13 protein-coding genes are annotated in these 14,669 nt (G+C 66.3%); all 13 read right to left on the bottom strand.

All coding sequences use genetic code 11. The features are described from left to right. Positions 1-184: 184 nt before the first annotated feature. The 13 genes from EEB19_RS25335 to EEB19_RS25275 all read right to left on the bottom strand — a co-directional run bounded on the left by EEB19_RS25335 (position 185) and on the right by EEB19_RS25275 (position 14,669). Entirely contained in the window at positions 185-958 is a 774-nt protein-coding gene (locus EEB19_RS25335) for an amino acid ABC transporter ATP-binding protein (RefSeq protein WP_316245486.1), read from the bottom strand. Continuing rightward, entirely contained in the window at positions 945-1,901 is a 957-nt protein-coding gene (locus tag EEB19_RS25330; protein ID WP_187590089.1) for an amino acid ABC transporter permease, read from the bottom strand. Before EEB19_RS25330 ends, EEB19_RS25335 begins: the two co-directional genes overlap by 14 nt. Before the next feature lie 4 nt (positions 1,902-1,905). Next, entirely contained in the window at positions 1,906-2,814 is a 909-nt protein-coding gene (locus EEB19_RS25325; RefSeq protein WP_187590088.1) for an ABC transporter substrate-binding protein, read from the bottom strand. 424 nt (positions 2,815-3,238) lie between these two features. Then, entirely contained in the window at positions 3,239-4,291 is a 1,053-nt protein-coding gene (locus tag EEB19_RS25320) for an isocitrate/isopropylmalate dehydrogenase family protein (RefSeq protein ID WP_187590087.1), read from the bottom strand. Next, positions 4,291-7,026 carry a DNA polymerase I gene (gene polA / locus EEB19_RS25315; protein ID WP_187590086.1) on the bottom strand — a complete coding sequence of 912 codons (2,736 nt, stop codon included), beginning with the start codon at positions 7,024-7,026 and terminating at the stop codon, positions 4,291-4,293. Before polA ends, EEB19_RS25320 begins: the two co-directional genes overlap by 1 nt. 42 nt (positions 7,027-7,068) lie before the next feature. Further along, complete coding sequence (locus EEB19_RS25310) at positions 7,069-7,638, bottom strand: N-acetyltransferase (protein WP_187590085.1); 570 nt, start codon at positions 7,636-7,638, stop codon at positions 7,069-7,071. Between the two features lie 51 nt (positions 7,639-7,689). Then, on the bottom strand, positions 7,690-8,259 hold the full coding sequence (locus tag EEB19_RS25305) for an N-acetyltransferase (protein ID WP_187590084.1): 570 nt from the start codon (positions 8,257-8,259) through the stop codon (positions 7,690-7,692). A 216-nt stretch (positions 8,260-8,475) separates the two neighbouring features. Continuing rightward, complete coding sequence (locus tag EEB19_RS25300; protein WP_262365914.1) at positions 8,476-9,234, bottom strand: ABC transporter ATP-binding protein; 759 nt, start codon at positions 9,232-9,234, stop codon at positions 8,476-8,478. Between the two features lie 64 nt (positions 9,235-9,298). After that, positions 9,299-10,276: an ABC transporter ATP-binding protein gene (locus tag EEB19_RS25295; RefSeq protein ID WP_262365913.1), complete on the bottom strand. Its 978-nt coding sequence runs from the start codon at positions 10,274-10,276 to the stop codon at positions 9,299-9,301. After that, a complete protein-coding gene (locus tag EEB19_RS25290) occupies positions 10,273-11,502 on the bottom strand; it encodes a branched-chain amino acid ABC transporter permease (RefSeq protein ID WP_187590083.1) in 1,230 nt (409 codons plus the stop codon). The genes EEB19_RS25295 and EEB19_RS25290 overlap by 4 nt, the downstream gene beginning before the upstream one ends. Further along, a complete protein-coding gene (locus EEB19_RS25285; RefSeq protein WP_187590082.1) occupies positions 11,499-12,539 on the bottom strand; it encodes a branched-chain amino acid ABC transporter permease in 1,041 nt (346 codons plus the stop codon). Before EEB19_RS25285 ends, EEB19_RS25290 begins: the two co-directional genes overlap by 4 nt. Positions 12,540-12,626: 87 nt before the next feature. Continuing rightward, on the bottom strand, positions 12,627-13,859 hold the full coding sequence (locus tag EEB19_RS25280; RefSeq protein WP_187590081.1) for a branched-chain amino acid ABC transporter substrate-binding protein: 1,233 nt from the start codon (positions 13,857-13,859) through the stop codon (positions 12,627-12,629). Between the two features lie 183 nt (positions 13,860-14,042). Continuing rightward, positions 14,043-14,669 carry an ANTAR domain-containing response regulator gene (locus EEB19_RS25275; RefSeq protein WP_187590092.1) on the bottom strand — a complete coding sequence of 209 codons (627 nt, stop codon included), beginning with the start codon at positions 14,667-14,669 and terminating at the stop codon, positions 14,043-14,045.

The raw sequence follows: 14,669 nt of genomic DNA, 5'->3' as shown, positions 1-14,669 counted from the left end.
CCTCTACGCAGCCAACCCGCAGCGCTACCGGCACCCACCCCGGGCACCTGAAGTCCCCAGCATCGTCGGCATCAACAACAAACAGAAACAGAACCAGGTCCTGTCTCAGACAGGTTGACAAATACCGACACAACCCGGGTGGTGTCGGAAAGAAGGGGTGCCTGTCAGAACCGGCGCGGAACGCTCACAACAACTTCGACAAGAACCCTTGTGTCCGTTGATGTTGCGGGTTGGCGAGAACCTCACGAGGGTTGCCGTGCTCGACGACGACACCACCGTCCATGAACACCAACTGGTCGGCGACCTCCCGCGCGAAACCCATCTCGTGCGTGACCACCAGCATCGTCATACCGCTGGCGGCGAGTTCACGCATCACGCCCAGGACCTCGCCGACGAGCTCGGGGTCGAGCGCCGACGTCGGCTCGTCGAACAGCATGAGTTTGGGTTCCATCGCGAGCGCCCGGGCGATCGCCACACGCTGCTGTTGTCCGCCGGAGAGCTGTGCCGGATACGTGTTGGCCTTGTCGGCCAAACCGACACGGTCGAGCAGGTACCGGGCACGCTCGGTGGCAGCCTTCTTGCTCTCACCCTTGACTTGCGTCGGAGCCTCGATCACGTTCTCGATCGCGGTGCGGTGCGGGAACAGGTTGAAGTGCTGGAACACCATGCCGATGTCGCGACGCTGCTTGGCCGCGTCCTTCGGGCTCATCTCGTAGAGCTTGTCACCGCGCTCCCGATATCCGATGAGGTCACCGTCGACGTAGAGACGGCCGGCGTTGACTACCTCGAGATGGTTCACACATCGCAGGAACGTCGATTTGCCCGACCCCGACGGACCGATCATGCACAGGACCTCGCCCCGACCGACCTCCAGCGAGATGCCCTTCAGCACCTCCAGTGAGCCGAAGTTCTTGCAGACGCGCTCGGCACGCACCATCGGGTGGTCAGCGGCGCTCATCGCTCTCCCCCTCGATGATCGGTGCATTCTGCACGGCGGCCATGGCTTTGAGCTGTCGGGCCGTCATCTGCCGGCTGGCGCCCTTCGAGTAGTAGCGCTCCAGGTAGAACTGCCCCACCATGAGCACACTGGTGATGACCAGGTACCAGGTCGACGCGACCATCAGCAGCGGGATGGGCTGGAAGTTGACGCCCGAGATGTCACGCGCGCGACCGTACAGCTCGTTCGTGAACGGCACTGCGGCAACAAGGCTCGTCGTTTTGAGCATGCTGATCAACTCGTTGCCGGTCGGCGGGATGATCACCCGCATCGCCTGCGGCAACACCGTGCGGCGCATCGTCTGCGCCCACGACATGCCCAGCGCCACCGACGCTTCCGTCTGCCCCTCGCCCACCGACGACACGCCGGCGCGGACGATCTCGGCCATGTACGCGGCTTCGTTGAGTGCCAGGCCGATCATCGCGAAGAGGAACGCCGCGTTCAACGCCTGAATGTCGAAGTGCGCGAACTGCACGGTGAACGGGATGCCGAGGTCGATTCGCTTGTAGATCGAGGGGAACAGCCCCCAGAAGACCAACTGCACGTACACGGGTGTGCCGCGAAAGATCCACAGGTACACCCACGCCGTGTAGCGCAGAACCGGGTTCGGCGACAGACGCATGACCGCCAGCACCACACCGAGGATGATCGCGATGATCATCGCCAGCACGGTGAGCACGAGCGTGTACCAGACCCCGGACAGGATCCGGGTGTCGAACAGGTACTTCGCGTAGGTGTCCCACCGGTAGGCATCGTTGGTGGCCGCGCCCCAGACGAACAGCGCGACCAAGATCAACACCACCGCGGCGGCGATCCACTGCCCCGGATGGCGCAGCGGGACCGCCTTGATCGGCGCGGGTTCCGTCGGATCGGGCGCGATCGGCCCGGTCGATGGAGAGGTCACGTCGTCAGCTGACCGCGCCGTTGATCACCGAGTTCGGGATGGTGCCCGCCTGGACGCCCCAGTTCTCGGCGATCGTCTTGTACTGGCCGTTGTCGATCAGGTGCTGCACGGCCTGGCGCAGGGCCTCGGCCAGCGGCGAACCCTTTGCGACCGGGTAGCCGTACGGTGCGGACTCGAAGACGCCGCCTGCCGGCTCGAGCGCGCCGTCGGACCGCTTGATCGCGTACGCGGTGACCGGCGAGTCCGCCGACATCGCGTCGACCTTGCCGATGACCAGCGCATTGACGGCCTCGTCCTGCGAGTCGTACCGCTGCTTCTCGATGGCCGGCTTCCCGGCGTCGGTGCAGGCCTTGCTCTTGGCCGGGACCTCGTCGGTGTCCTCGACGGTCGTCGACTGCACCGCAACTCGCTTGCCGCAGGCGTTGTTCGGGTCGATGCTCTCGCCCTTGCGCTGGGCCCACTGGATGCCCGCGCTGAAGTAGGTGACGAAGTCGACCTGCTCTTCACGTTCCTTGGTGTCGGTGAACGACGACATGCCGACGTTGTAGGTGCCCTGCTGGACGGCCGGGATGATCTTGTCGAACTCGGCTTCCTTGAACTCCGGCGTCAGTCCGAGGACCTTGCCGATCGCATTCATCAGGTCGACGTCGTAGCCGACGATCTGCCCGGAGGAATCCTTGAACTCGTTCGGCTGATACGGGACATTCACGCCGACGATGAGCTTCCCGGAATCCCGGATGTTCTGCGGAACCAGCGCCGCGATCTCCGACACCTCGGAGACGTCGACGGCCGCCGACGAACTCGCGGGACCGGCCGATTCGGAGTCCTCGCTATTGGAACAACCTGCCACCGCGAGGACCAGCACGGCCAGGAGCGCCGTCAGGACTCCGAGCCGGGATCGCACTACACGCATCACACACCCCATCTGTTCGTTTCCCGCATGCATTCACATGCTCGGGCGCACGACGACGCACCTCCCGGTCGTCGTCGACGCACAGTGTCGAACTTAGTGGGTACCAAGTCCATCCACCGGCTAGTTACGAGAGATTAACCGGTCGGGGTCTCGATACGCCTCCTCGCACGCTCGTCGGCTACTCGACCAGCAGAAGGACACGCCTCCTCGCACGCTCGTCGGCTACTCGACCAGCAGAAGGACACACCTCCTCGCACGCTCGTCGGCTACTCGACCAGCAGAAGGACACACCTGCCCGACGCCCGCTGGTCGAGTAGCCCGCGAGGAACGAGCGAGCGTATCGAGACCACACCCGCCCGACGCCCCGATGGTCGAGCAGCCCGCAAAGAACGAGCGAGCGTATCGAGACCACACCCGCACCCGATCACACCCTCTCGACGACCGCCTCGGTGAACTCGGTGGTCGTCGCGGTGCCGCCGAGGTCCGCGGTCGCGACGGACGCGGCGAGCGTGTCGGCGACGGCGGCCTCCATCCGCCCCGCGACAGCGACCATCGCCGAGTCGGTCGTGGCGAGGGCGTGCCGTCGGAACGCCATCGCCGCCGACAGGATCATCGCGACCGGGTTGGCGAGGCCGCGCCCGGCGATGTCGGGTGCGGCGCCGTGGGCCGCCTGGGCCATGACCTTCGTGTCCGAGCAGTTCACCGACGACGCCATGCCCAGCGACCCGGCGAGCTCACCGGCGAGGTCGGAAAGGATGTCGCCGAACAGGTTCTCGGTGACGACGACATCGAAATCGCCGGCCCGCCGGACGAGGTGGGCGGCCATCGCATCCACGTGCTGTTCGTCGACGATCACGTCGGGATAGTCAGCGGACACCTCGCGGCACACGTCGCGGAACAGCCCGGTGGTCATGGTCAGCACGTTGGCCTTGTGGACGATGGTGACCCGGTGTTTGCGTTGCCGGGCCGCATCGAACGCGACGCGGGCAATGCGTTCGGTCGCCTGCCGGGTGATCACGCCGACGGCCATCGCGAGGTCCGGCGTCGGCATGAACTCACCGCTGCCGGCGACCATGTTGCGGTCGGCATAGAGGCCTTCGGAGTTCTCGCGGGCGATCAGGAGGTCGATCGTCCGGGAGGTCGCGTGCACTCCCGGGAAGGCACGCGCCGGACGCAGATTGGCGAAGAGACCGTAGCGTTTGCGGATCACCGCGCCCGGGGTCTGACCTCGGTGCTCCGCCGGGTAACTCGCCGAGTCGTGCGGACCGAGCACCCAGATGTCGAGGTCGTCGAGGGCGAGCAACGTCTCCTCGGGGACCGGCGTTCCGTGAGAGTCGATGGCGCTGCGGCCGAACGGCAGTTCCAGCCAATCGAAGTCGGCGCCCTCCGCGCGCGCCGCGGCCTCGGCGACGGCGATCGCCGATGGCACGATCTCGGGGCCGATCCCGTCACCGGTGAGGACACCGATGCGCGTCATCAGTGCGCCGCGTCGTCCCACGACCGGCCGAAGCCGACGGAGACCTCCAGCGGCACCGACAACGTGATCGCACTGCCCATCTCCTCCCGGACGACGGCCTCGACGGCCTCCCGCTCGCCCGAGGCGACCTCGACGACGAGTTCGTCGTGGACCTGCAGCAGCATCCGGGACCGCAGCTTCTCATCACGCAGACGTCCGTACACGTTGATCATCGCGACCTTGATGATGTCGGCGGCCGTGCCCTGGATGGGAGCGTTGAGCGCCATCCGCTCGGCCGACTGACGACGCTGCCAGTTGTCGCTGTTGAGGTCGGGCAGGTAGCGCCGACGACCGAACAAGGTCGCGGTGTACTCGTTGCGGCGGGCCTCGTCGACGACGTTGTGCAGGTAGTCGCGGACGCCGCCGAATCGGGCGAAGTACGCCTCCATCTGCTCCTTCGCCTCATCGCGACTGATCTTCAACTGGGCCGCCAGACCGAAGGCGCTCAGCCCGTAGGCCAGCCCGTACGACATCGCCTTCACGCGATGACGCATCTCGGTGGTGACCTCGTCGATCGGCACCCCGAACGCCCGTGAGCCGACGAAGTTGTGCAGGTCCTCACCGGTGTTGAACGCCTCGATCAGGCCGGCATCCTCCGACAGGTGGGCCATGATCCGCATCTCGATCTGGCTGTAGTCGGCGGTCATCAGGCAGTCGTACCCGTCTCCGCCGCCGACGATGAAACCCTGCCGGATCTGTCGCCCGGCCTGAGTCCGCACCGGGATGTTCTGCAGGTTGGGCTCGGTCGACGACAGCCGTCCGGTCGCGGCGACCGTCTGGTTGAAGGTGGTGTGCACGCGCCCGTCGTCGGCGACGGACTTGAGGAGTCCGTCGACGGTCACCTTGAGCCGGGTCGCGTCGCGGTGCTCGAGCAGGTGCGCGAGGAAGGGGTGCTCGGTCTTCTCGTACAGGCCCTGCAGGGCGTCGGCGTCGGTGGTGTAACCCGTCTTGGTCTTCTTCGTCTTGGGCATGTCGAGCTTGTCGAACAGCACCGTCTGCAGCTGTTTGGGTGAGCCGAGGTTGATCTGCTCCCCGATCACGTCGTACGCGGCGTCGGCAGCAGTTCGAATCCGTTGCGAGAAGTCACTTTCCAGCTCGCCGAAATGGTCGACGTCGACAGCGATCCCGGCCGCCTCGAGCTCGCCCAGCACGAACAGCAGCGGCAGTTCCATCTCGGTCAGCAACGCTTTGGAATCGATGCGCTCGAGTTCGGTGTCGAGGGTGTCGGCGAGTTCGGCGACCGCCCGGGCCTCGAGCATCTGGTGCTCGGCGAGTTTGGCGTCACCGGCGTCCTCGTCGAGCAGCGACATCTGACCGTCGTCGGGCGCGGCGTCGTCGCGCAACTCCCGGCGCAGATAGCGCAGGGCGAGGTCGTCGAGGTTGAAGGTGCGCTGTCCGGGGCGGACGAGGTAGGCGGCCAGCGACGTATCGCTCGTGACGCCCCCGAGTATCCAGCCGCGGGCCCGCACGGCGTGCATGGCCCATTTCGCCTCGTGCAGCGCCTTCGGCTTGTCCGGGTCGGCCAGCCAGGTGCCCAGCGCGTCGTCGTCGGCCGCGTCGATCCCGGTGACGTCGATGAACGCCGACGTCCCGTCGGCGGCGGCCACGGCGATCCCGGTCGCGTCGGCGGCGGTCACCGATTGCGGCGACGTGACCGCAACACCGCTGCGGCCGGTGGCCGTGTGCTCGTCGAGCCAGGCGCCGACCTCGCCGGCGCGCAGGATGGTGCCGTCCAGATCGAATCCTGACTCCGCTTCCGGTTCAACGGAAGTCAGGGTCGAGAAGAGACGGTCGCGCAGAACACGGAACTCGAGGTCGTCGAACAGCTGGTGGATGCGATCACGATCCCAACCGACCATCGCCAGGTCGTCGGGGCCCGCCGGCAGCTGCATGTCGCGGACGAGTTCGGTCAGTTGACGGTTGGTCTGCACCGACGCCAGATGGGCGCGCAACGCGTCGCCGACCTTGCCCTTCACCTCGTCGACGTGGTCGACGAGCGAGGCCAGCGAGCCGTACTCGCGGATCCACTTGGATGCGGTCTTCTCCCCCACCCCGGGGATTCCGGGCAGGTTGTCGCTGGGGTCGCCCCGCAGGGCGGCATAGTCGGGGTACTGAACCGGGGTCAGCCCGTACTTCTTCTCGACCTCGTCCGGCGTGAACCGGGTCAGATCCGAGACACCCTTGCGTGGGTAGAGCACCGTCACGCTGTCGTCGACGAGCTGCAGCGAGTCGCGGTCGCCGGTCACGACGAGGACCTTGAAGCCCTCCGCCTCGGCCTGCGTCGCCAGGGTGGCGATGATGTCGTCGGCCTCGAACCCCTCGATCGCCATCACCGGGACACCGAGCGCGTCGAGCACCTCCTTGGTCAGGTCGACCTGACCGTTGAACTCGTCGGGCGACTTCGACCGCTGGGCCTTGTACTCGGGAAACATCTCCGAGCGGAAGGTCTTGCGGGAGACGTCGAAGGCGGCGGCGATGTGCGTCGGCTGCTCGTCACGCAGCAGATTGATGAGCATCGAGGTGAAGCCATAGACCGCGTTGGTGGTCTGGCCCGTCGCCGTCTTGAAATTCTCCGCCGGCAACGCGAAGAAGGCTCGGTAGGCCAACGAATGTCCGTCGAGCAGCATCAGGACCGGCTGCCCGTCCTTGCCGTCGGTCTTCTTCGCGGGCGCTGTCGAACTCTTCGCGGGACTCACCCCAGCGAGTCTAATGACCCGCCCCGACAGTTCGAGGGGGTGTCAGCGACGTCGGCGCATGGGCCACAGCTTGGGCCCGTCGTTCGGCAGTTGGATCTCTCCGATCACCTCAAAACCGAAGCGTTCGTACAGCGGGACGTTGACCTCGTTGGAGGCCTCGAGGTGGACCGGTCCGCGCATGTCGTCGAGCCGTGCGTGCAGGAGGGTCGTGCCGATTCCCTGCCCGTGGGCGGTGGCGCCGATCAGCGGCAGATACCAGTAGGGCTCGTCCGGCCGGTGTTCGGCACACAGCCGCTCGAGGTCCTGCCCGTAGGACGCGCGCTGCCCGAGGGCGCGGATGAATCCGATGATGCCGCGCAACTCGTCGACCTTGCGGGTGGTGAAACCCGGCGGATCCCAGACCGACGCGCCCACGACTGCACCGTCGCGCATCGCCACGTCCAGACCGTTCTCCCGGCCGTGCCCGGTGGTCAACATCGCTGCGAAGAACGCCCGATGCTTCGCGGGGTCGGGCGCCATCCAACGGACCACCGGATCGTCGATGAAGGCCTGCGCGAGTACAGCACTCACGAGCTTCTTGTCGGTGGAGGCGACGACGGAGATCTCCGGCATGCTGCGAGCGTAAAACGGCCCGGCGTCGCGGACCCGCGTTTTCGGGCAGGTTCAACCGCGCCGGTACATGGGCCAGACGGTCGGGCCGCCGTAGGGCAGCGTGATCTCGTCGGTCACCTGGAAGCCGTAGCGCTCGTACAGCGGAATGTTGGCCTCGTTCGAGCTCTCCAGGTAGGCCGGGGCATCGACCCGGTCGATGCCTGCGGTCAGCAGCGCGCTACCGATCCCGGCGCCCTTGACGGTGGCGCCGACCTGGCCGAGATACCAGTGCGGTTCCTTCGGGCGGAGCTTGGTGAACTGTTGCTCGAGGATTCCGCCGTACCGCATGCGACTACGCAGCGCCTTCGCGAAGCAGGCCATCGACGCGATCTGCGCCGTCGCGCTCACTTTGTGACCGGGTGCGTCCCACACCGCTGCCCCGATCGGGACGCCGTCACGGATGGCGAGATCGATCGACGCGTCGGCGCCATGCACCCACCGGGCAAGCGTGAGGAAGATCTGTTTGTGGTGTCGCGGATCGGGCTGCAGCCACCGGATGACCGGGTCGTCGACGAACGCCTGCGCGAGGAGCGAGCTCACCAGATCGAGGTCTCGGCTCGGTGTCACTGCGATGCCCGGCATGTCTCGAGGGTAGATGATGCCGTCGCGCAGATCCTTGGACGCGCGTCACGCGTGAGGTCGGCGGGCCCGCCGTATACACGAGCAGGCCCGGACACCGTCGGCGACAACTGTTGTCGTCCCCGGCCTCCGGCGCTGCAGTTGTATACGGCCGGGCCGCCTACCGAGGCGGCTCGGGTCGCATCCGGGAATTTTTGTGTTGAATGCGATCCGCCGACGTCAGGCGACGCCCAGATACGCCTCGCGCACCGCGTCGTCGACCAGGAGATCTCGGCCGGCACCCTCCTTGGTGATCACGCCGGTCTCCAGGATGTAACCGCGGGTGGAGCGGCTCAGCGCCTGCTGGGCGTTCTGTTCGACGAGGAGGATGGTGGTGCCCTCGGCGTTGATCTGCGCGATGATCCGGAAGATCTGCTGGATCACCATCGGCGCCAGACCCATCGACGGTTCGTCGAGCAGCAGGAGTTTCGGTCGGGCCATCAATGCACGACCGATGGCGAGCATCTGCTGCTCGCCGCCGGACATGGTGCCGCCGAACTGTTTGCGTCGCTCGCCGAGACGTGGGAAGAGTTCGAAGACATGGTCCACCGACTCCTGGTAGGCCGCCTTCGAGTCGAACTTCCTTCCGTAGCAACCCATGTCGAGGTTCTCGAGCACCGTCATGCCGGGAAAGATCCGACGGCCCTCCGGGACCTGGATGATGCCACGCTTGACCCGCTCGTGCGGGGCGAGCCCGGAGATGGCCTCGCCGTTGAACAGGATCTCCCCGCTGGTCAGCCGGTTCAGTCCGGAGATGCCGCGCATCGTCGTCGACTTGCCCGCCCCGTTCGCGCCGAGCAGGGTGACCAGTTCGCCCGCCCCGACCTGCAGGGAGATCCCGTGCAGCGCACGGATGCGGCCGTAGTGGATGACCACGTCGCGGAGTTCGAGGACGGGTGTCGCCGGCGTGGTCGGGTCGATCGTGGTCTCCGGAGGCACGCCCGGTCCCTCTGCGGGCTCAGGCGTCGTCGGGTCGGGCGTCGTTGGGTCGGGCGTCGTTGGGTCAGGCGGATTCGTCATCGGGCACTCCCAGGTAGGCGGCCACCACAGCGGGGTTGTCGCGGACTTCTCGCGGTGTGCCGTCGGCGATCTTGCGTCCGAACTCGAGCACGACGATGCGGTCGGTCACCCCCATGACCAGACGCATGTCGTGTTCGATCAGCAGCACCGTGTACCCGTCGTCGCGGATCTTCTTGATGAGCCCCATCAGGGCGGTCTTCTCGATCGGGTTGAACCCGGCGGCGGGCTCGTCGAGGCACAGCAGTTTCGGTTCGGTCGCCAGTGCCCGCGCGATCTCGAGGCGACGCTGGTCGCCGTAGGGCAGGTTCGACGCCTTCTCCGCCGCCCGCGCCCCGATCCCGACGAACTCGAGCAACGCCATCCCCCGGTCGACCGCGTCGCGTTCCTCGCGGTAATGACGCGGGGTGCGCAGGATGCCGCCGACGACCGACGTCTTGTGTCGCGCATCGGTGCCGACACACACGTTCTCCAGCGCCGTCATCTCGCCCCACAGGCGGACGTTCTGGAAGGTTCGGGCGATGCCCTTGCGCGTGATCTTGTGCTGTTTGATCCGACCGAGCGGCGCGCCGTCGAACGTGACGGTGCCCCGGGTCGGGCGGTAGACACCGGTGATCGCGTTGAAGCAGGTGGTCTTGCCCGCGCCGTTGGGGCCGATGAGCCCGAGGATCTCGCCGCGCTTGATGTCGAAGGTGACGTCGTCGAGGGCGGCGAGACCGCCGAACTCGACTGTCAGACCGTTGACCTCGAGCAGCGGCTCGCCGGTCGCCGTGGCGATCTCACGCTGCGGCGCAACGACTTCGGCGACTGCTTCCGGATCGGCCAGTTCGGGGTCGATCGCTGCGGTGTCGACGACGGTGGTCGCCTCCGGGTCGGCGACCGCCTCGGCGATCTGCTCCTCGTGGTCGGGCACTCCGCCCGAGGTGTCGCCCGGTCCGTCGTCGGGTTGACGATGTCGTGTCATGCGCCCGCCTCCTCACCGCGTGCCGGGGTTGCCGGCGCCCGTTTCACCGCGCCATAGATGCGGCGACCGAACGTGATCAGGCGGGCGCGGGCCGGGAACAACCCCTGCGGCCGGAAGACCATCAGCACCACCAGGGCGATGCCGAAGAACAGGTACTTGAACTCGCTCAACGACTGTCCGCCGATCTCGACGCCCTGCACGCGCGCGGGCAGATAGACGATGAGGAATGCACCGGCGATCACGCCGAGCTTGTTGCCCTGGCCACCGAGGACGACGGCGCACAGGAACAGCATCGAGTTGATGACCGTGAACGCCTTCGGGTCGACGTACTGGACCTGACCGGCATAGACCGCGCCGGAGAGTCCGCCGATGCCGGCGCCGATGACGAACGCCCAGAGCTTGTACTTGAAGGTCGGCACGCCCATGATCTCCGCGGCATCCTCGTCCTCGCGGATGGCCACCCAGGACCGGCCGACGCGGCTGCGCTCGAGATTGCCGATCACGATGAGCACCAGGATCACCAGAACGATGCCCAGCCAGTACCACCACACGCCGTAGTTGAGTGTGTCCGCGTTGTTGGCGCTGGAGAAGACCCCATCGGGATGCTTGTCGGAGGTGCCGAGTTCGGGGAACAGCACGCCCTGCAGGCCGGAGGCGCCGTTGGTGATGTCGCTGAGGTTGTCGGCGAGCAGCCGCACGATCTCACCGAACCCGAGGGTGACGATGGCCAGGTAGTCACCGCGCACGCGCAGCGTCGGCGTACCGAGTATCACGCCGGTGATGCCGGTGATGATGATCGCCAGTGGCACGCAGGCCAGCCACGCCCACGGGCCGGAGAAGATGCCGTGGTCGGTGCTGTTCCACAGCGGACTCGCCGGACTGGTCAGCAGCGCGACGACGTAGGCGCCGACCGCGTAGAAGCCGACGTACCCCAGGTCGAGCAGGCCGGTCTGGCCGACGACGACGTTGAGGCCGATGGCGATCAGCGCGGTCATCGCAAACGTCGCCATGACCACGCCGAAATCGGTTGCGGTGGTGGTGATGAGCGGAGGGTTGACGACCGGGAGCAGTGCGATGACCACGATCGCCGGCACGCCGACGAGCCATTGCGCGACGCGCGGTAGGCCGTTCCACCAGGTCCGGATGGCGTCGCCGACGCCGCGGGGTTCAGGTGCGTTCGGGTCCTTGAGTGCCGACGGATCCGCCGGTGGCTGGTGTGTCGTCATACCCTCGCCTTCCCGAGTTTTTCGCCGAGGATGCCGGTCGGGCGGAACATCAGCACCAGGATCAGCAGGACGAAGGCGACGACGTCCTTCCACTGGTTGCCGAGGACCACCGATCCATAGTTTTCCATGACGCCGAGGAGAAGTCCGCCGAGCAGCGCACCCCGGACGTTGCCGATACCGCCGAGGACCGCGGCGCAGAACGCCTTGATACCGAGGATGAATCCGCCGTAGTAGACGATGTTGGTCGGCACCCGCAGCGTGTAAAGCAGCGCGGCCGCGCCGGCCAGGACTCCGCCGATGAGGAACGTGATCATGATGATGCGCTCACGCGACACACCCATGAGCAGTGCCGCGTCGGGATCCTGCGCCACCGACTGGATGCCGCGGCCCAGACGGGTTCGGTTGATCATGTAGTCGGTGCCCAGCGCCAGGATCAGGGCGGAGAAGATGATGATCAGCGTGAGGTTGTAGACGGGCGCACCGAAGATGCTGAACTCCTTGACCGGCTGGACCAGTCGGATCGTCGGCTGCGCGCTCGACCCGCCGAGCGGCGGATCGATGGGCAACTTCGGGAGCACGTAGTGCACGAACTCCTGCAGGACGAACGACATGCCGATCGCGGTGATCAGGAATGCGAGCGGTTTGGCGTTGCGTTTGCGCAGCGGCCGGTAGGCGACGAACTCCAATCCGACTGCTGCGCTACCGGATACGGCCATGCCGCACAGACCGGCGAGCAGCAGGTAGATGATCGTCATGAACGTGCCCTCGGAGTACGTGTTCCCCGACGGCGTGAATCCGAGTAGCAGCAGGCCGATGTACTGGCCGAACATTCCGAGCATGAAGACCTCGGAATGCGCGAAGTTGATCAGCCGAAGGACGCCGTACACCAGGGTGTACCCCACCGCGACGAGAGCGTAGATCGACCCGTAGGTCAGGCCTTCGATCGTCAGGCCCCAGAAGCCGTCCTTGAGAGCGCCGAGGTCGAAGTTGATGGTCGAGGCCATCACCGTCGTCTCGGCCATCGAGTACACGATCATGCGCGCCTTTCAGCCACAGAGAATTCCCCCACAGAGACCACGGTGCGTCCGGGCCGATGTGCCCGGACGCACCGTGATGGTCGTGCCTTACTTGACGTCGTACACCCAGATCAGCGACGAGGTCAGCTCGCCGGTCGGGGTCCACTCGTACTGGCGGGCCAGGCCGGGGCCCTTGTACGTCTTGACGAAGTTCAGCAGTTCCGGCCGCGTGCGCTGGCCCTCGGAGATGCCCTTCATCAGGATGGTGGCGAGGTCGTAGGCCTCCACCGAGTACACACCCGGTGCCTGCTTGAACGCCGACTCGTACTCCGACTTGAACTGCGAGGGCGCCGGACCGCACGGGCAGCTCAGCATCGCGCCCTTGGCGCTGTCGCCGGCCTGCGCGGTGAACTGCGGGTCGTTGGTGCCGTCACCGGAGACAAAGGTCGCCTCCGAGCCCGCGGTCTTCAGCTGCTGCGCGAGCGGAGCCGCCTCGGCGTAGTAACCCGAGTAGAACACCGCATCCGGGTTGGCGGCGGTGACCTTCGAGATGATCGCGGAGAACTCGCGGTCGCCCTTCTTGACGTCACCGGAGCAGCTGGCGTCGGCGGCCGGGCCGAGCGACTCGGTCATCGCCTTGGCAAGTCCCACACCGTAATCGGTGTCGTCCTTGATGACACACACCTTCTTCTTGCCCATGGTGCCGGTGAGGTACTTCGCGACCGCGGGACCCTGCACATCGTCGTTGGCGAGGCCGCGGAAGAAGGTCTTCCAGCCGTTGTCGGTGAGCGTCGGGTTGGTGGCCGAGGCGGTCACCGAGACGAGACCGGCCTGATTGAAGATGCCGCCGGTCGCCTTGGTCTCGCCGGAGAAGGCGGGACCGATCAGTCCGACGATGGCGTCGTCGTTCACGATCTGCGGGGCCACCTGGGTGGCCTTCTGCGGATCCCCCTCGGTGTCGAACATCTTGAGGACGATCTGGCAGTTCGGGTTGGCTTTGTTGTGCTGGTCGACGGCGAGCTGTGCGCCGTTGCGGATGTTGATGCCGAGCGCGGCGTCGGCGCCGGTGAGGGCGCCGGCCATCGCGATCGTGGTCTCGGGGCATTCGGCCTTGCCGTCGCCGGCCGGGTTGAGCGCGGCCTCCTCTGCGGTGGCCTGGACCTCATTGCCCTGGGTGTCGATCTGGGCCAGTGGTGCGATCTCCAGTCCGGAACTCGCGGCAGCCGAGCCACTGGCACCCGATTCGGATCCGGAGTCGCTGGATTTGCTGCTACACGCGGACACGGCGAGAACACTCGCCATGGCCAACGCGAGAGCACCTGTCGTCACGCGACGATGCATTCTCTTACCTCTTCACTTCCCACCCACCCGGCGCGGCGAGGTGTTCGTCTGCCGGGAGGTCTGCTGAGGAGACCTTGAGAAAACATAGACCGAAACGACGGCCACCGCGCTCGATTGGAGGCAAACGCGCACCACAGCGGTCGCCGTGTTTTCACAGAATTAACGGCTCACCCCACGCATGGATCAGGCGGGCGGCCCCAACGTCTCGACGACGACCTGCGCGACCGCCTTCATCGTCGTCCGGCGATCCATGGCGGCACGCTGAATCCACTTGAACGCCTCTGGTTCCGACAGTGCCTGCTTCTCCATCAGCAGCCCCTTGGCACGTTCGACCAGTTTGCGTGTTTCGAGACGATCGCCCAGGGTGGCGACCTCCTTCTCGAGTGCGGAGACCTCGTTGTAGCGACTCACCGCCACCTCGATCGCCGGCACCAGATCGGCCTTGGTGAACGGCTTGACCAGATAGGCCATCGCCCCCGCATCGCGCGCCTTCTCGATGAACTCGCGCTGACTGAATGCCGTGAGCATGACGACGGGCGCCAGTTTCTTCTCGGCGATCTCCGACGCGGCGTCGATCCCGTCGCGGATCGGCATCTTCACGTCCATGATCACCAGGTCCGGGGTCAGTTGCTCAGTGAGCTCGACCGCGACCTGTCCATTGGGCGCCTCCCCGACGACCTCGTACCCCTCCTCGCGGAGCATTTCGATGAGATCCATCCGGATCAACGAGTCGTCCTCGGCCACGAGCACACGATGTGTCGTCACCTGCTCGCCCTCCGACGCCGCAGCCCTGTCCGTCACCGTCACCAT

Source organism: Gordonia sp. OPL2, from assembly GCF_003797825.1.
In the GTDB taxonomy this organism is placed as follows: Bacteria; Actinomycetota; Actinomycetes; order Mycobacteriales; family Mycobacteriaceae; genus Gordonia.
Note: the sequence above shows the minus strand (reverse complement) of the source record. Positions and strands in the feature narration are given on the sequence as shown.